The following is a 15,430-nucleotide window of genomic DNA, read 5'->3' on the forward strand; positions in this document are numbered from 1 at the left end:
ACAAAGAGAATTCATCATGATCCAAAGACTGACCCGCGGTTCCGCCCTGCTTGCCGTCCTGCTTGTGCTGGCCGGCTGCGCGGTGGGCCCCACCTACGAAAAGCCGTCCGCCGCCGCGCCGGCGGCGTTCAAGGAAGCCGCCCTGCCCGCGTCCGAGGCCGGCACCTGGAAGCCCGCTGAACCGTCCGAAGACGCGTTGCGCGGCGCCTGGTGGAAGGTATTCGGCGACGACGGCCTGAATCAATTGCAGGAAGAAGCGCATCAGGCCAACCAGAACCTGCAAGCGGCCGCTGCGCGCCTGGCGCAGTCGCGCGCGCTGCAACGCGAAGCCCGCGCCGGCTTCTTCCCGACGCTGGACGCGGCCTTTGGCCCCAACCGCCAGCGCCCGTCCGCCGTGTCGCAAGGCTTGCCCGATGGCACGTCGACCAGCCCCGTGACGACGTGGCGAGCGCAAGGCGCGGTGTCGTACGAGGCCGACCTGTTCGGTCGCGTGGCATCCACCGCCGACGCCGCCACGGCCGACGCGCAGCAAAGCGAGGCGCTGTACCGCTCGGTGCTGCTGGCCTTGCAGGCTGACGTGGCCACCACGTATTTCCTGGTGCGCGAACAGGACGCCGAATCGCAGCTGTATCGCCAGACCGTCAAGCTGCGTACCGACACGCTGCAACTGATCCAGCGCCGCTACGACGCGGGCGACATCAGCGAACTGGACCTGGCACGCGCCAAGGCCGAGCTGGCATCCGCGCAATCGGAAGCGCTGGGCATCGACCGCCGCCGCGCCGCCGCCGAACATGCGCTGGCCGTGTTGCTGGGCCGCGCACCGTCCGACTTCACGATGCCGCCGCAGCCCATCCAGAAGGTGGCGCTGTCGATTCCCGCCGGCCTGCCGTCCACGCTGCTGGAACGCCGCCCGGACATCGCCGCCGCCGAACGCGCCATGGCCGCCGCCAATGCCCGCGTGGGCGCGGCCAAGTCCGCGTTCTTCCCGCGCCTGGACATCACCGGTGCCTTTGGCTATGAATCGTCCGACCTGGGCAACCTGTTCCAGTGGTCCAGCCGCACGTTCCTGTTGGGTCCGCTGGTGGGCGCCGCGTTGTCGATGCCGATCTTTGACGGCGGCCGCCGCCAGGCCGGCCTGGACCGCGCCCGCGCCGTTTACGAAGAAGACGTGGCCGTGTATCGCCAAACGGTGCTGAACGCCTTCCGCGAGGTTGAAGACAACCTGGCCAACCTGCGCATCCTGGCCGACCAGACCAAGGCGCAAGACGCCGCCGTCGACGCCTCGGCGCGCGCCGCCAAGCTGTCGCACACGCAGTACCGCGAAGGCTCGATCAGCTATCTGGACGTGATCGAAGCCGACCGCAGCGTGCTGCTGCAACAACGCGTTGCCGTGCAACTTAGCGGTGAACAGGCGCGGTCGGCAGTGGAACTGATCCGTGCCATCGGCGGCGGCTGGGACAACCCAGTGCCGGCGGACACGGTCGCATCGCGCTAAGGCGCTAAGGCGCTAGGTCGCTAAGCCGGCAAGCCGACAAGGCGGGGATGCCCGCCGCGCCAGGCCCGGGCGCGGGGCGCAGAGCGCCTGGTGTCAAGCGCCTGGTCTCCGTTGCCTGGATGCCTATGCAAGCCATCACGGTGCCCGTCACCGATGATGGCTTATTTGTTTTGGCCGTGGCCGCCCGCCACCACGCGCAGCGCCACGCGATATCCCGCGAACACGTAGAACGCGGCGCTGTTCACCACCAGCCACGCGCCCAAGCCGCCCAGCAGCGCCACCACCGGCCCCACGGCGCGCACGCCGCCCAGCGCCCAGGCGGCAAGGCCCATCGCGCCAATCGCGATCAGCGCCAGCACCAGCCGCCTGATCAGCACCAGGCCCGCGCACTTGCCGGCCATCACCATCACCACGCCAATCGCCAACGCCAGCGCCGTACCCGCGCAAACCGCCACCAGCGCAAACGCGGCCAGCGCCGCGCCCGCGGATCGCAGCAGCAGGCTCAACACTTCGATCCCGACGCCCAGCCCGCCCGTCATCACCAACACCGACAACACCAGCGGCGACCACATGCCGGGCGGCACGCGGCGCGCGTCCATGTCGGCCACAAAGCGATGCATGGCCGTCGATGCGGCCGGGTCGCCGGAGCCCGCCAGCGCGGCCTCCACCTTGCGGCACTGCGCGATCAACGCTGTCAGCCCCGCGCCCGGCGCTGTCATCAAAGCCTCGTCACACCGGGTGCGTGTTCGGCCACCGTGTTGCGCAGCGCCGCCATCGCCTCTTGCACGGCCATCGGGCGGAACGCGTCTTCGCGCCAGTACATCGCCACCGAACCAAAGCCCGACAAGCGCACGGGGATGATGCGCATCGCGCGCATCTGCGAAAAGCGCAGCGCCGCGCGATGCGAGGCAACGCTGATCATGTCGCTGTTGTTGATCAGCGTGAGGTTGATGGTCACGGAGTTCGATTCCACGTGATCGGCGGGCGGGGCCTGGCCGGCGGCCGCCAGCGCCGCGTCCACCGCATTGCGGATCGGCGTGCCCTTGGGCCAGAGAATCCAGCGGTACGACAGCAGGTCCGGCCAACTGGGTTGTTCAATGGCAAACAGCGGATGGCGCGGGCGCGCCACCAGGTGGATGGGCTCCAGGTACAAGGCTTCAAAGCGAATGGCCGGGTCGTGATGTTCAGGCGCCGAGCGGCCCACCACGATATCCAGATCCCCTTGCGCCAGCTGCGCCAGCAGGCGGTCGGTAGTGCCTTCGACCAGTTTCACGCGCGCTTGCGGCATGCGTTCCAACAGCTTCATCACGGCCAGCGGCACGGTGTCGGAAGCGGACGCGCCGGATGCCCCGATCACCACCCGGCCCCCGCCGCCTTCGCGCAGCGCGGCCATGTCGGCGCCCGCGCGGTCCAGCTGCGCTTCCAGCCGCTGCGCATGCGCAATCAGCACGTCGCCATGCGGCGTGGGCCGCAGCCCGCGCGCGTGGCGCTCGAACAGCGGCAGGCCGATGTCGTCTTCCAGGTCTTTCAGCCACTTCGACAGCCCGGGCTGCGTCGTGTTCAGCATGGCCGCCGAATGGCTGATGTTGCGGGTCTGCGCCAGACTTAACAGCATCTTCAGGTTGCGCAGCCGCAGGCGATGGGTCCAGTCCATGCAGGCCCTCGTGCGTGGGAGGTTGTCTCGTATGTATATATTTATTCGTATGGATAATAAGATAATTTCATTTCAAAACACATAGCTGCGTACGCATAATCGTCTTCGAATCTGGACCAGCCGCGAACCACGTGGCGGCCACCTGTAGAAGCCGGCTTCAGCCGGACATACCGGAGACAAACATGCCCGACGGCCACACCCCCGGCGCACACCCCAGCGCAAACCCGGACGCACACCCCGACGCACACCCCAGCGCCGACCGTGCGCAGTACTACGCGCGCATCGCCAAGAAACATATGGCTCCGCTGTGGGAGTCCCTGCATAACCTGGTGCCCCGCCAGCCCTCGCCGCGCTGCGTACCCGCCCTGTGGAAATACGACGATGTGCGTGACGACGTCATGGCGTCCGGCTCGTTGATTAGCGCCGAAGAAGCCGTGCGGCGCGTCCTGATCCTGGAAAACCCCGGCCTGCCCGGGCAAGCCAGCATCACGCAAAGCCTGTACGCCGGGCTGCAACTGATCTTGCCGGGTGAAGTGGCGCCCAGCCACCGCCACACGCAGTCGGCACTGCGTTTCATCGTGGAAGGGCGCGGCGCCTACACCGCCGTCAACGGCGAACGCACCACCATGCACCCGGGCGACTTCATCATCACGCCGTCCTGGACCTGGCACGACCACGGCAATGCCGACACCGTTGAAGGCGGCGAACCGGTCGTCTGGCTGGACGGCCTGGACATTCCGCTGCTGCGCTTTCTGGATGCGGGCTTTGCCGAAAACTATCCGCAGGCCGCGCAGCCCGTGACGCGTCCAGAAGGCGACAGCATGGCGCGCTTCGGGCACAACATGGCGCCGGTGCGCCACCAAGCCACCAGCGGCACATCGCCCATCTTCAACTACCCCTACGAACGCAGCCGCGAGGCGCTGGACGCGCTGTATCGCCATGGCGAGCTTGACCCTTGGGACGGCGTGAAGCTGCGCTACCTGAACCCGGCCACGGGCGGCTACCCCATGCCGACGATGGCCACGTTCATGCAGCTGCTGCCGGCGGGCTTCCAGGGCAAGGCGTATCGCAGCACCGATTCCACCGTGTACAGCGTGGTGGAAGGCCGGGGCATCGCGCGTATCGGCGATGAAGAATTCCACTTCGGTCCGCGAGACGTGTTCGTCGCGCCGTCGTGGATGCCGGTGCAGTTGGCCGCGCTGGATGACGCCACGCTGTTCAGCTATTCCGACCGCCCGGTGCAGGACGCGCTGGGCGTGTGGCGCGAAGAACGCATCGGCTGATCCCGGGCGCGCGGTGCCAGCGCAGTGCAAGCGCGGTGATTGCGCAGTGGGGTTTGAACCCTGCGCCTTGCGCTTTGCATTTCCGTTGCATCCCCTTTGCGTTTCCCTTTTCCCTTTTTTCTTTCCCCTTCCGTCTTTCCAGGGTGATTCATGCCTTTCGTGTTTGCTCCCCCCGCGCCCGCTGCCGTGCCCATCGCCGGCAGCCTGGACACGTTTCCCGTACGCCGCGTCTACTGCGTCGGCCGCAACTACGCCGCCCATGCGCGCGAGATGGGCTTTGACCCCGACCGCGAACCGCCCTTCTTCTTCTGCAAGCCCGCCGACGCCGTCGTGCCGGTCGCAGAGGGCCAGACGCTGAGCCTGCCCTACCCACCCGAAACCGCCAACCTGCATTACGAAATCGAACTCGTCGCGGCCATTGGCCAAGGCGGCGCCGACATTGCCGTGGACGACGCGCACAAACATGTCTGGGGCTACGCCGTGGGCCTGGACATGACGCGCCGCGACCTGCAAATGAAAATGCGCGAAGCCGGCCGCCCGTGGGAATTGGGCAAGGCATTCGACCGCAGCGCGCCCATCGGACCGCTGCATCCGGCGGCATCGAGCAGCGGCATCGAACACGCCGGCATCTGGCTACAGGTCAACGGCACCGACAAGCAACGCAGCGACATCGGCAAGCTGATCTGGTCTGTGGCCGAGACCGTGGCCTACCTGTCCCGCTACTTCCGGCTGGAGCCGGGCGACCTGATCTACACCGGCACACCCGAAGGCGTCGGCCCCGTCGTGCGCGGCGACCAGATGCTGGGCGGCGTGGATGGGCTGGGCACACTCAGCGTAAAGATGGTCTGACCAGGAGGCCACATGCAACTGCACAGCTTTTTCAATAGCTCTACGTCGTACCGCGTGCGCATCGCGCTGGCGCTCAAGGGCCTGCCCTACCACTACGCGCCCGTGAACCTGCGCAAGCAGGAACAGCGCGCGCCCGACTACGTTGCGCAGAACCCGTCGGCCGGCGTGCCGCTGCTGACCGATGGCGACGTCCAGTTGTCGCAGTCGCTTGCCATCATCGACTACCTGGACGCCACGCATCCCACGCCGCGCCTGATCCCCACCGATACCCTGGCGCGCGCCCGCGTGCTGGAACTGGCGGCTGCCATCTCGTGCGATATCCATCCCGTCAACAACATGCGCATCCTGCGCTACCTGCAAGACGTGCTGGGCGCAACCGACGCGCAAAAGAACGACTGGTACCACCACTGGATCAAGGAGGGCCTGGGCGCGGTCGAGCAATTGCTGGCGCGCCACGGCCAGGGTGCGTATTGCTTTGGTGACGCGCCCACGCTGGCCGATTGCTGCCTGGTGCCGCAAGTGGCCAATGCGCAGCGGATGGGCTGCGACCTGTCGCCATATGCCCGCATCCTGCGCGTTTACGACCACTGCAACGCGCAACCCGCCTTCCAGCAAGCCGCGCCCGCGCGTCAACCCGACTACACGCAATGACCAAGCCCATGCAAGAGCCCGACACCCAAGGCGCGCCCCTGCGCGAATACACCGACCCCGCCTACCAGCCGCTGTGCGCCACGCTGGCCGATGTGCGCGCCAACATCGATCGCCTGGACGACGAGATCGTCCGCTTGATCGCCGAGCGCGCGATGTACGTGAAAGATGCCGCGCGCTTCAAGCGCGACGCCTTCCAGGTCAGCGCACCCGCGCGTCAGGCGCAGGTCTTTGACAAGGCGCGCGCGCTGGCCACGCGCCACAACCGCGGCTTTGCCAACCTGGAACAGGTGGTGGACGCGACGTATCGCGCAATGGTCGCCGCCTTCATCGCCAACGAACAAACCTATTTCAACACCACGAAAAACGTGGGAGACACGCATGACTAAGTTGTTGCCCCAACGCCTGACGCGCGCATTGGGCCGGGGCCTGATGGGTCTGTTGGCCCTGTCCGCCGCCGCGCCGCTGACGTCCGCCCAGGCAGCCGATGCCTGGCCCGCCCAACCGCTCAAGGCCATCGTGCCCTTTGGGCCCGGGTCCAGCCCGGACCAGGTGGCGCGCATTGTCGGCGAGAAGGCCGGCGCCATCCTGGGGCAAACCATCGTCATTGAAAACAAGCCCGGCGCCAGCGGCAACATCGGCACCTTCGCCATCGCTAACGCCAAGCCCGACGGCCACACCTTCGGCGTGTCCATCACCGGCCCGCTGGTGAACAACACCTTGTTGTTCGACAAGCTGCCCTATGCGCCCGCCACCGATTTGTCGCCGCTGACGCTGGCCGTGCATCAGCCCAACGTGCTGGTGGTGCCCGCGTCCGCCGGCATCGCCAACGTGGGGCAACTGCTGGAGGCGTTGAAGAAGAATCCGGACAAGTACAACTTCCCGTCGCCGGGCGCCGGCACGGTGTCGCACCTGGCCGTTGAACTGCTGCTGCAACAGATCGGTGCGCGCGCCACGCACGTGCCCTATCCGTCGTCGCCCGCCGCGTTGACGTCGCTGTTGTCGGGCGACACGCAGTTTGCCGCGCTGCCGCCCATTGCCGTCATGCCGATGGTGAAAGACGGCCGCTTGAAGGCGCTGGCGGTGACGTCGTCCAAGCGTTCTGCCTTGCTGCCCGACATTCCGACCTTGGCGGAAGTGGGCGTGCCGGGCATTGAGGGGTCGGCATGGATCGGCTTCGTGGTGTCGTCCAAGGTGCCGGCCGACATTCAGAAAAAGCTGTCGGATGCGTTGATCCAGGCCATACGCGACCCGGAAGTCGCCAAGCGGCTCCAAGCGCAATTCATGGACCCGGTGGGCAGCACGCCCGCTGAGTTTCGCGCCTACATGGACGACGAGCTCAGGCGCTGGGAACCGCTGATCAAGAAGCTGGGCATCAAGGGCCAGTAAGCGGTAATTCGTGGCGCACCGCAGGGTGGCGAACCGCAGGGTGGCGCACCGCTTGGTGGCGCAACGCAGGGTGGCGCACCGCGCCGCGCAGCAATACAAGCAAGGAGAATCTCGATGGTCATTACCGAACCCGCCCGCCAGGTCCCGCTATATGGCGAATTTGATGTTGTGGTGCTGGGCGGCGGCCCCGCCGGCGTGCTGGCCGCCGCCAGCGCTGCCCGCAACGGCGCGCGCGTGCTGCTGGTGGAACGCTACGGCTTCCTGGGCGGCATGGGCACCGCCGCCGGCGTATCCAACTTCTGCGGCCTGCACGCCAACATCCACGGCGACATCCGCCAGGTAGTGCACGGCATGACCGACGAATTGTTGGACCGCATGCGCGCGATGGACGGATTGAATGATCCGCACCTGATCCTGGGCAAGATCCACGCCCAGGCCTACGACATATCCGCCTTCAAGTGCGCGGCGGACGGCATGGTGCAAGACAGCGGCGCGCAGATCTTGTTCCATGCCCTGGCCACGGGGCTGACACGCGACGAACGCGGCCGCGTCGACGCCCTGTTCCTGGAAACCAAGTCCGGCCGCTGCGCGGTACGCGCCAAGGTCTTCATCGACTGTTCCGGGGATGCCGACATCGCGCAATGGGGCGGCCTGCCCTTTGAAAAAGGCGACGCTCACGGCCACATGCTTTACCCCACGCTGATGTTCAAGGTGGGCAACGTGGACGGCGCGCGGGCGCAGGAAGCGTGGAAGACGATACCCCTGCTGATGGACGAAGCCGCCGCCAGCGGCGAGTTCACCTTCCCCCGGCGCGGCGCCATCGTCCGCCCGCAAAAGCACGACTACGAATGGCGCGTCAACGTCACGCAGCTGGCCAATGCCGATGGCAGCGCGGCCGACGGCACCGACGCGGGCTCGCTGTCGGCAGGCGAGCTGGAAGGCCGCCGCCAGATCATGCAGTACCTGGCCTTTCTACGCGCCAAGGTCCCGGGCTTTGAACAGGCTTACGTGCTGGACATCGCGCCGCAGCTGGGCATCCGAGAGACGCGTCGCATCGTCGGCGAAGCCGTGCTGACGCAGGAACACGTACTGGGCTGCGCCGACTTCGAAGACAGCATCGGCGTGAACGGCTGGCCCCTGGAAATGCACACGGCGGGCGACGTCAAATGGGTGTGGCCGCCCATCCCCGAATCGCGCGGCTACAACCAGCTGCCGTTTCGCATGATGGTGCCCAAGCGCGGGCCCGGCGTGGCCGACAACGTGCTGGTGGCGGGCCGCTGCGCGTCGATGACGCACGAGGGTCAGTCGGCCGCGCGCGTCAGCGGCAGTTGCTTCGTCATGGGCGAAGCCGCGGGCACAGCGGCGGCAATGGCGCTGCGCGACGGCATCGCACCGGGCAACGTTTCCATCGCGGCGCTGCAAGCGCAACTGAAACACCAAGGCGCCTTCCTGGGCGGCCAGGATTGAACCCGCGGGAGTCAACATGAACGCATCTTCACTTTCAGCCAAGCCGACGCGGTCCGTGATCGTGGTGGGCGGCGGCATCGGCGGCCTGGCCGCCGCGCTGGCGCTGACGCGGCAAGGCATCGCCGTACAACTGCTGGAACAGGCCGCGCACATTGGCGAAATCGGCGCGGGCATACAGCTGGGGCCCAACGCGTTCGCGGCGCTGGACGCGCTGGGCGTGGGCGAGACCGCACGGGCACGCGCCGTCTTCACCGACCACATCATCATGATGGACGCCGTCGACGCCAAAGAAGTCGTGCGCATCGACACGGGCGACGCCTTTCGTGCGCGCTTCGGCGGGCCGTATGCCGTGATCCATCGCGCCGACATTCACCTGTCCATTCTTGAAGCCGTGCAGCAAAACCCGCTGATCCGTTTTCGTACGTCGACGCAAATCGCCGCAATGTCGCAAGACGCGCAAGGCGTGGAAGTGGTGGACACAAACGGCAACCGCTATCGCGCCGACGCGCTGGTGGGCGCGGACGGCGTCAAGTCAGTCATCCGCGCGCAGACGGTGGGCGACCCGGTGCGCGTGACCGGCCACGCGGTCTACCGCGCCGTCGTCGAACGCGAAAACATGCCAGACGAACTACGCATCAACGCGCCCGTGCTGTGGGCCGGGCCGCACTGCCACCTGGTCCACTACCCCTTGCGCGGCGGGCAGCAATACAACCTGGTCGTCACGTTTCACAGCCGCGAACAAGAGGAATGGGGCGTGCGCGAAGGCAGCAAGCAAGAGGTGCTGTCGTACTTCGAAGGCATTCATCCGCGTCCACACCAGATGCTGGATCGGCCCACGTCCTGGAAGCGCTGGGCCACCGCCGACCGCGAACCGGTCGCGCATTGGGGCCAGGGCCGCGTCACCTTGTTGGGCGACGCGGCGCATCCCATGACGCAATACATGGCGCAAGGTGCCTGCATGGCGCTGGAAGACGCGGTCACGCTGGGGGTCGCGGTGCAACAGTGCGGCGACGATCTGGACGCCGCGTTCCGCCTGTACGAATCGGTGCGCATTCCGCGCAGCGCGCGTGTCGTGTGGTCCACGCGCGAGATGGGCAGGCTGTATCACGCGCGCGGTGTGGAACGCACCGTGCGCAACACGCTGTGGACGGGCCGCAGCCAGTCGCAGTTCTATGACGCGTTGCAGTGGCTGTATGGCTGGAAGGTGGAAGGCTGCCTGGCGTCCACTTAGGGCATATCAATACAAAGCAAAAACACCGCAGCACCACTGGGAGACAACCATGACAAGCCACATCCTACGGGGCGCCGCCGCCCTGGCGTTAACGCTGACGGCATGCGCCGCCGGCGCGCAAGGCAAGCCGCTGGACATCGGTTTCATCGGCACCTTGTCCACCCCCGCCGGCTACATCGGCGAAGAGGAGCGCGACGCCTTCATGCTGGCCGTGAAGGAAGGCGGCGGCAAACTGGGCGGCGTGCCCGTCAACGTACGCGTGGAAGACGACGCGCTAAAGCCGGCCAACGCCAAGCAGACCGCCGACAAGATGGTGCAAGACGGCGTGCGCCTGTTCACGGGCGTCAACTTCTCGAACGTGATGGCGGCCGTTGGCCCCACGGTGCTGAACGCGGGCGGCTTCTATGTCAGCTTGAACGCGGGGCCGTCAAACTACGCGGGCAAGGCCTGCAACCAGAACTATTTCGCGGTCGCATTCCAGAACGATTCCTACGCCGACACGGCCGGCATCGCCGCCAACGAACTGGGCGTGAAGCGCGTCGTTGTCATGGCGCCCAACTATCAAGCCGGGCGTGATGCGGTCGCCGGTTTCAAGCGCGCGTACAAGGGCGAGATTGCGGAAGAGATCTACACCAAGCTGGATCAGTCGGACTTTTCGGTAGAGCTGGCGCGCATCCGCTCGTTGAATCCCGACGCGATTTTCCAGTTTCACCCGGGCGGTGCGGGCATCAACCTGACCAAGCAATTCGCGAACTCGGGGCTGTCGGACAAGATCAAAATGATTACGCCGATCTACTCAATGGACGACCGCATGCTGGCCGCGACGGGCACGGCCAGCAAGGGTTTTTATCTGAGTTCGCTATGGAGCGCCGACTTGGACAGCGCGCAGAACAAGCACTTTGTGCAGGCGTTCACCAAGGCCTACAACCGCCCGCCCACTGCGTATGCAGCACAGGCGTACGACACCGCCAACCTGATCGCCTCGGCCCTGAAAGCCGTGAATGGCGACATCACCGGTCGCCCGGACGATTTTCGCAATGCGCTACGTAAGGCGGACTTCCCCAGCGTGCGCGGCAAGTTCAAGTTCGGACCGAATCAACATCCGGTTCAGGACTGGTATCTGCTGCACATCGAGCCTGGCAGCGACGGCAAGCTGGTCTACAAAAACCTGAAGGTGCTGGCGCGCGACCACACCGATGTGCACGCGGCGGATTGCAAGATGTAGGCGGGGGAAGTGGGGGTGCGGAAACGGGATCGGCCGGGAACGGGTAGACCGGCGATAGGGGCGGCGTAGATGAGCACGCCGTAGATCCGTACGCCATAAATGAAAGGGGGCAGCTCACGCTGCCCCCAAAACTGCTGTCGCGTTGAATCAACGACCCATCAATTCAAGCTCGCGCCAGAAATCTTCACGATTTCCTGGTACTTCGACTTCTCGCTCTTCACGAAGTCAGCAAAGGCTTCCGGCGTCATCGGCGCAGCTTCCGAACCCATCGTCAACAGGCGTTGCTTCACATCCGGCTGCTGCATCGCATCGGCATACGCCTTGTTCAGCTTGGCCACCACCGGCGCGGGCGTGCCACCCGTCGTGAACACGCCAAACCACGTGCCCAGATCAAAGCCCTTCACGCCCGACTCTTCAACCGTCGGCACATCCGCCAGCAACGAGGAACGCTTGGCCGTCGTCACCGCCAGCGCTTTCACCTTGCCGTCCTTGATCAACGGCGCCGACGCCGCCAGATTGTCGAACATGAAATCCGACTGACCCGACAACAGCGCCAACTGCGCGGGCGCCGCGCCCTGGTAAGGAATGTGTTCGACGTTGATGCCGGCACGCGCCTTCAGCAGCTCGCCCGACAGATGGCCCGCGCTGCCGTTGCCGCCCGAACCGTAGTTCAGCTTGCCCGGATTCTTCTTGGCGTAGTCGATCAGGTCGGCCAGGGTCTTGATCTTGTTCTTGTCGGCAAACTCAACGTTCATCACCAACACGTTCGGCACCGACGCCACGATCGTCACCGGCGCAAAATCCTTGACCGGGTCGTAGGGCAGGTTCGCGAACAACCACGGGTTGATCGCATGCGTGGCCACCGCGCCCATCACCAGCGTGTAGCCATCGGCGGGCGCCTTGGCCACCAGGTCGGCGCCAATGTTGCCACCCGCACCCGAGCGGTTTTCCACGATCACGGGCTGACCCAGCGAACCGCGCACCTTCTCGGCCAACATGCGGGCCATGGTGTCCAGCGGACCGCCAGGCGGGTAAGGCACAACAAAGCGAATCGGCTTCGTCGGGAAATCGGTCGCCTGCGCCAGCGCGGGCGCACCAAACGGCAAGGTAGCGGCCAGCGCCACGGCGCCCTGCAACAAGGCACGGCGGACCGCGCTACGGGGGGTATTCGTCATGATGTTTTTCTCCTCACTCTAGATCTATGGCGGTCAGTAGCATACCGCAGGGAGGAGATTGGCGTAACAAAGAGATACCGGGCGGGGATGCCCTAGTTTGGTCAACCTTGGGCGGGGAGTTCGTGTTTTCTTCTGACCACGCGCGTCATAAACAATGCGTTTAAACAAAGCGTCAGACTGCAATATCATCGATACCCCCTCCGAGGAAACCGACATGACATCGCAGCCACAACGCTTCCTGGATTATCTCGCCGCTCGTGGCTGGACGGTGCTGCGGACCACGCCCACCTCGACGCCAGCGGCCGCGCCGCGCGACGCGCACGGCTATGGCGCTTTCCTGGCGACATTCACCGAATTGCACAACGCGGACCAGACACGCTGGTTCCTGAGCGCAGCCGACCATGACTGCACGGCCGACAGCGCCTTTCCGTGGCACACCCTGCGCGATATCAGCCTGGAGGCCGCACTGGACGACGCCGGCCGGCAGGCGGTCCTGGACTTCTGGCAACAGCACACGCCGATCTACATGAGCGTTGCCGGCGCGTACGAATTCATGGCCATAGAACGCGACTCGGGCCGCATCGTGCACGGCATCGAACCGGAATTCGAGGACACGCGCGACGTTGCCCCGAATCTCGCGGCTTTGTTCGAAGACATGATTGCGGGCCGCGCCATGGCGGCGCCTACTTTGGCCCGCAGTTCAGTTGCCGCGCCAGATCAGCTTTCACTCTAACCACTGCGGATTCCAGACAATTTCCCAGAGGTGCCCGTCGGGGTCCTGAAAGTACCCCGAGTAACCCCCCCAGAACGTTTCATGCGGTGGCTTGACGATCGTTGCCCCAGCCGCACCGGCCTGAGCCATGACAGTGTCCACTTCGACTTTTGATGAGACATTGTGACCCAGCGTCATCTGGGTCGGATTGAACGGCACTGTCGTCAATCCCGTGTCATGAGAAATGCTGCTCTGCCGCCAAAGCGCCAAGCGCACGCCGGACTGCAAATCCAAAAACGCAACGGCGCCGTGCTCGAATTCCCTGCCTACAATGCCGTCGCTGGAAAGGCCTAACCCATCCCGGTAGAAGCTCAACGACACGTCAAGATCTTCAACGCCCAGGGTGATAACGGTAACTCGTGGCTTCATGTTCGCGCCTCCGTTTGAATAGCGAGTTTATCGCGGCGGTTTCTGGGTGATGAGCGACGCCTTTCCACGCGGAGCGGTCCTACGTGCGGTCAGGGTGTACAGATTGAAAGCCGAGGCCAACGGTGGCCGAATCGCTTGGAATGCACGCGATGCATAAACGTTGAGACGCTCGCCCGCCGAGGGTTGTGCCGAACTCGCAGTTCAAACAGGTCATTCAGTCCGTACGGCGCTATGACCTTCAATGATTCATCATCGTCCAGGTAAATGCCAACGCAGGTGGCAAACTCTGGCCAAGTGGCCAGCCCATCGTCCAAAGAGTTCAGGGGTGAAACCACTTGACCGAGCGCTTCTGCGAACCACTCATGCACTGTTGCCTGGTTTGTCACTTCCCAAGTTAACGAGGGAAGGAGCAACTGCAGCCGCTCTTGAAGTTCGGCATCCAGAGCTAGAGGCGCTTCGGCATCAAAGTATGCAACGTCCACGTCATCTAAGTTCGAGGGCTCCTGAAAGCCATGCAAACTATCCCAAACCAAAGATCTGATGGCCCCTGCACCAATGCACCAGGAGGGCAAACCAAGGCAGCGAACCGCCCGCAGCGCAGCCATCAGTTGCTCAGAGGATTCGACGAGGTCGCATAGTTGCTGCTCATAGCCCGCTCGAACGTTCGTCATCATTTCGCCAGGAACCAGAATTTCGGGTTGCTTGTATGTGGAAACAGAATATCCAGAATCGTCGGCCGACCTCTTCTGGCCGTACGTCGTCTTTTGGGAAACTACGCTCCCGCACACGATACGGTCGCTTAGTTCTCAGTTCTCAGTTCTCGGTTCTCATCAGTGGAGAGCTTTGAATACAGCACGAAGTCCCCGGGCGTTCCTCGTACCATTCGGTAAGAGCGCAATAGTCCTTCGCGTCGAAAGCCGCATCGCTTGAGCACGTTCTCCGATTGCGAGTTTGTGTGCAGGACCGTCGCCTGAACACGGACAAAACCGTATGAAGAGAAGGCCCAACGGGTTACGGCGTCGCATACAGCACTCGCGATACCCAATCCCCAATGTGACGGGGCGATGTCGTAAGCAATCTCGGCCGTTTTGTTGGCGTTTGACACGGTGTGAAATCCAATTGTCCCGATGAGCCGATCCTGTAGTTTGTCGATGATTGCCAGGCGTCGTTCCGAGTCCTCGGATGCAGAATCGAGCAAGTCAAACAAGCGAGACAGGTCTTTAGCCGAGCCCAGATTCCAGCTTGTGTGCTGGAACACTTGTGGCAAGGCAAGATAAGAGTACCAATCGTCTGCGTCAGCACGTTCCAGCTGTCGCAGCACGACCGCCGGGTGTCCAGAGCCGGGGGCCACCATGATGCGCATCCATCACTCCCTTGTTGAGCCGTCCCGCGTCTATTGTGTACACGGCGATTCTAATGAAATTCCGGCATCCACCACGCTGTCGGGCAGAAGCGGTCGGAGCGGTACGGCTGCTTCCGACCCATTGCGGTCACTCTACGTCCGTTCAGGAATGTCTGCTAAGCGGCGTTCCCTTCGTATTCCCCTCCCGCAGGTTACAAAGCGCTGCGGCATGCGGGGCCTGATAGCCATGTGGCGGTCAAGATTCCACTAAGCCAAACGCGACTGCAATCAGCGAAGCTATTCAACGGGCTTTCCCGTCAGCTGGACCAGCCATTTCTAAGGTGAGCGCCATCAGCGCATGCCTGCTGCAATCCTAAGAAAACGTGATACAACTGCTAACATCATCTCCTGCAGCACACTCGACGAGCGTTCTTGCGTCACGCGGACTTCGTCCGGCGTGGCGGCAGCGGGCGCTTTTGGTGGTCTTAAGGGGGCTGCTCCAAAGAGAGAGTGATCTCTCACACCATCAAT

16 protein-coding genes are annotated in these 15,430 nt (G+C 64.4%); 10 read left to right on the plus strand and 6 right to left on the minus strand.

Features of this window, described 5'->3' with window-relative positions:
- Window positions 1-16: 16 nt before the first annotated feature.
- Window positions 17-1,495, plus strand: a complete 1,479-nt coding sequence (locus DVB37_RS25335) for an efflux transporter outer membrane subunit (protein ID WP_120157105.1) — start codon at window positions 17-19, stop codon at window positions 1,493-1,495.
- A 161-nt stretch (window positions 1,496-1,656) separates the two neighbouring features.
- Here the strand turns inward: DVB37_RS25335 and DVB37_RS25340 are convergent, their stop codons facing one another.
- Window positions 1,657-2,214 (minus strand): hypothetical protein, encoded by a 558-nt coding sequence (locus DVB37_RS25340; RefSeq protein ID WP_046803309.1) that lies wholly within the window; start codon window positions 2,212-2,214, stop codon window positions 1,657-1,659.
- Window positions 2,214-3,149 carry a LysR family transcriptional regulator gene (locus tag DVB37_RS25345; RefSeq protein WP_104141731.1) on the minus strand — a complete coding sequence of 312 codons (936 nt, stop codon included), beginning with the start codon at window positions 3,147-3,149 and terminating at the stop codon, window positions 2,214-2,216. The genes DVB37_RS25340 and DVB37_RS25345 overlap by 1 nt, the downstream gene beginning before the upstream one ends.
- 182 nt (window positions 3,150-3,331) lie before the next feature.
- On the opposite strand from DVB37_RS25345, the gene gtdA reads away from it, so the two are divergent.
- The 8 genes from gtdA to DVB37_RS25385 all read left to right on the plus strand — a co-directional run bounded on the left by gtdA (window position 3,332) and on the right by DVB37_RS25385 (window position 11,241).
- Window positions 3,332-4,432: a gentisate 1,2-dioxygenase gene (gtdA, locus tag DVB37_RS25350; RefSeq protein WP_120157106.1), complete on the plus strand. Its 1,101-nt coding sequence runs from the start codon at window positions 3,332-3,334 to the stop codon at window positions 4,430-4,432.
- Between the two features lie 150 nt (window positions 4,433-4,582).
- Entirely contained in the window at window positions 4,583-5,281 is a 699-nt protein-coding gene (locus DVB37_RS25355; RefSeq protein WP_120157107.1) for a fumarylacetoacetate hydrolase family protein, read from the plus strand.
- A gap of 12 nt (window positions 5,282-5,293) precedes the next feature.
- Window positions 5,294-5,932, plus strand: coding sequence for a maleylacetoacetate isomerase (maiA, locus tag DVB37_RS25360; protein WP_120157108.1), 639 nt, complete (start codon window positions 5,294-5,296; stop codon window positions 5,930-5,932).
- Window positions 5,929-6,318, plus strand: a complete 390-nt coding sequence (locus DVB37_RS25365; RefSeq protein ID WP_240434003.1) for a chorismate mutase — start codon at window positions 5,929-5,931, stop codon at window positions 6,316-6,318. The genes maiA and DVB37_RS25365 overlap by 4 nt, the downstream gene beginning before the upstream one ends.
- A complete protein-coding gene (locus DVB37_RS25370; protein ID WP_120157109.1) occupies window positions 6,311-7,318 on the plus strand; it encodes a tripartite tricarboxylate transporter substrate binding protein in 1,008 nt (335 codons plus the stop codon). The genes DVB37_RS25365 and DVB37_RS25370 overlap by 8 nt, the downstream gene beginning before the upstream one ends.
- Window positions 7,319-7,432: 114 nt before the next feature.
- A complete protein-coding gene (locus DVB37_RS25375) occupies window positions 7,433-8,785 on the plus strand; it encodes an FAD-dependent oxidoreductase (protein ID WP_104141725.1) in 1,353 nt (450 codons plus the stop codon).
- Window positions 8,786-8,801: 16 nt separating this feature from the next.
- Window positions 8,802-10,016, plus strand: a complete 1,215-nt coding sequence (locus DVB37_RS25380; protein WP_120157110.1) for a 3-hydroxybenzoate 6-monooxygenase — start codon at window positions 8,802-8,804, stop codon at window positions 10,014-10,016.
- Window positions 10,017-10,065: 49 nt separating this feature from the next.
- Window positions 10,066-11,241, plus strand: a complete 1,176-nt coding sequence (locus tag DVB37_RS25385; RefSeq protein WP_120157111.1) for an ABC transporter substrate-binding protein — start codon at window positions 10,066-10,068, stop codon at window positions 11,239-11,241.
- Between the two features lie 158 nt (window positions 11,242-11,399).
- On the opposite strand, the gene DVB37_RS25390 is transcribed toward DVB37_RS25385, so the two are convergent.
- Complete coding sequence (locus tag DVB37_RS25390) at window positions 11,400-12,416, minus strand: tripartite tricarboxylate transporter substrate binding protein (RefSeq protein WP_104141720.1); 1,017 nt, start codon at window positions 12,414-12,416, stop codon at window positions 11,400-11,402.
- A gap of 214 nt (window positions 12,417-12,630) precedes the next feature.
- On the opposite strand from DVB37_RS25390, the gene DVB37_RS25395 reads away from it, so the two are divergent.
- Window positions 12,631-13,149 carry a hypothetical protein gene (locus DVB37_RS25395; RefSeq protein WP_120157112.1) on the plus strand — a complete coding sequence of 173 codons (519 nt, stop codon included), beginning with the start codon at window positions 12,631-12,633 and terminating at the stop codon, window positions 13,147-13,149.
- Here the strand turns inward: DVB37_RS25395 and DVB37_RS25400 are convergent.
- From DVB37_RS25400 to DVB37_RS25410, 3 genes are all read right to left on the minus strand, one after another.
- A complete protein-coding gene (locus DVB37_RS25400) occupies window positions 13,141-13,557 on the minus strand; it encodes a VOC family protein (protein ID WP_120157113.1) in 417 nt (138 codons plus the stop codon). The genes DVB37_RS25395 and DVB37_RS25400 overlap by 9 nt on opposite strands.
- A gap of 89 nt (window positions 13,558-13,646) precedes the next feature.
- Window positions 13,647-14,231 (minus strand): nucleotidyltransferase family protein, encoded by a 585-nt coding sequence (locus tag DVB37_RS25405; RefSeq protein WP_371683095.1) that lies wholly within the window; start codon window positions 14,229-14,231, stop codon window positions 13,647-13,649.
- Between the two features lie 125 nt (window positions 14,232-14,356).
- A complete protein-coding gene (locus DVB37_RS25410) occupies window positions 14,357-14,920 on the minus strand; it encodes a GNAT family N-acetyltransferase (protein WP_120157114.1) in 564 nt (187 codons plus the stop codon).
- Between the last annotated feature and the right edge of the window lie 510 nt (window positions 14,921-15,430).

The organism is Achromobacter sp. B7 (assembly GCF_003600685.1).
Lineage (GTDB): Bacteria > Pseudomonadota > Gammaproteobacteria > Burkholderiales > Burkholderiaceae_B > Achromobacter > Achromobacter spanius_B.

What these genes read in the sequence shown, in the direction of transcription:
- DVB37_RS25355 (WP_120157107.1), top strand. Translation starts at nt 4,583, where the DNA reads ATGCCTTTCGTGTTTGCTCCCCCCGCGCCCGCTGCCGTGCCCATCGCC.
- DVB37_RS25370 (WP_120157109.1), top strand. Translation starts at nt 6,311, where the DNA reads ATGACTAAGTTGTTGCCCCAACGCCTGACGCGCGCATTGGGCCGGGGC.
- gtdA (WP_120157106.1), top strand. Translation starts at nt 3,332, where the DNA reads ATGCCCGACGGCCACACCCCCGGCGCACACCCCAGCGCAAACCCGGAC.
- DVB37_RS25380 (WP_120157110.1), top strand. Translation starts at nt 8,802, where the DNA reads ATGAACGCATCTTCACTTTCAGCCAAGCCGACGCGGTCCGTGATCGTG.
- DVB37_RS25335 (WP_120157105.1), top strand. Translation starts at nt 17, where the DNA reads ATGATCCAAAGACTGACCCGCGGTTCCGCCCTGCTTGCCGTCCTGCTT.
- DVB37_RS25340 (WP_046803309.1), bottom strand. Translation starts at nt 2,214, where the DNA reads ATGACAGCGCCGGGCGCGGGGCTGACAGCGTTGATCGCGCAGTGCCGC.
- DVB37_RS25345 (WP_104141731.1), bottom strand. Translation starts at nt 3,149, where the DNA reads ATGGACTGGACCCATCGCCTGCGGCTGCGCAACCTGAAGATGCTGTTA.
- DVB37_RS25375 (WP_104141725.1), top strand. Translation starts at nt 7,433, where the DNA reads ATGGTCATTACCGAACCCGCCCGCCAGGTCCCGCTATATGGCGAATTT.
- DVB37_RS25400 (WP_120157113.1), bottom strand. Translation starts at nt 13,557, where the DNA reads ATGAAGCCACGAGTTACCGTTATCACCCTGGGCGTTGAAGATCTTGAC.
- DVB37_RS25390 (WP_104141720.1), bottom strand. Translation starts at nt 12,416, where the DNA reads ATGACGAATACCCCCCGTAGCGCGGTCCGCCGTGCCTTGTTGCAGGGC.
- DVB37_RS25410 (WP_120157114.1), bottom strand. Translation starts at nt 14,920, where the DNA reads ATGCGCATCATGGTGGCCCCCGGCTCTGGACACCCGGCGGTCGTGCTG.
- maiA (WP_120157108.1), top strand. Translation starts at nt 5,294, where the DNA reads ATGCAACTGCACAGCTTTTTCAATAGCTCTACGTCGTACCGCGTGCGC.
- DVB37_RS25395 (WP_120157112.1), top strand. Translation starts at nt 12,631, where the DNA reads ATGACATCGCAGCCACAACGCTTCCTGGATTATCTCGCCGCTCGTGGC.
- DVB37_RS25405 (WP_371683095.1), bottom strand. Translation starts at nt 14,231, where the DNA reads ATGATGACGAACGTTCGAGCGGGCTATGAGCAGCAACTATGCGACCTC.
- DVB37_RS25385 (WP_120157111.1), top strand. Translation starts at nt 10,066, where the DNA reads ATGACAAGCCACATCCTACGGGGCGCCGCCGCCCTGGCGTTAACGCTG.
- DVB37_RS25365 (WP_240434003.1), top strand. Translation starts at nt 5,929, where the DNA reads ATGACCAAGCCCATGCAAGAGCCCGACACCCAAGGCGCGCCCCTGCGC.